This is a genomic window from Vibrio sp. 2132-1, from assembly GCF_033344315.1.
Genome location: NZ_JAWPON010000676.1, coordinates 1 through 563, shown reverse-complemented (window position 1 = coordinate 563; position 563 = coordinate 1). Strand labels below are relative to the sequence as shown.

Sequence of the window (563 nt, the reverse complement as noted above, 5' to 3'; positions counted from 1 at the left end):
AAGCAGAAACTGCAATCGCTACCTGGGTCTATCCCTCCTTTGCAGCACCTGCCAATTGGTTGTCGATTAGGGCCACGTTGTCCGTACGCGCAAAAACAGTGTGTTGAAATTCCACACACGCGACGCATTAAAAACCATAAGTTTAACTGTCACTTTCCATTGAACACGGAGAAGAAGTCATGAGTGCGTTACTCGAAGTCGATAACTTATCGAAGCAGTTTGTCACGCGTTCTCGACTGTTCAGACGTCAAGTTAATGAAGCGGTTAAACCCGTGAGCTTTACGCTAGAACCGGGGCAAACTATTGGCTTTATTGGCCAGAATGGCTCCGGTAAATCAACACTTGCACGTATGCTCGCAGGCGTTGTTGAACCGAGCTCTGGTGAGATCCGAGTCAATGGTGAGCGTTTAGAACACAAAGATTACGCAACGCGATGTAAGTTGATTCGCATGATTTTCCAAGACCCAAACACGTCATTGAACCCTCGGATTCAAATTGGACGAATCTTGGAAGGTCCGTTGAAACGAAACACCAACATGCCGCCAGATGCGCGCATGCAGCGT

Annotated in this window: 2 protein-coding genes; both read left to right on the top strand. The window is 47.8% G+C overall.

Features of this window, described 5'->3' with window-relative positions; genetic code table 11:
* On the top strand, positions 1-183 hold a 183-nt coding region (locus tag R8N47_RS27335), incomplete at its 5' end, for an oligopeptide/dipeptide ABC transporter ATP-binding protein (protein WP_412034497.1).
* The coding region (locus R8N47_RS27330) for an ATP-binding cassette domain-containing protein (RefSeq protein ID WP_318186380.1) at positions 180-563 on the top strand (384 nt) is incomplete at its 3' end. The genes R8N47_RS27335 and R8N47_RS27330, both read left to right, overlap by 4 nt.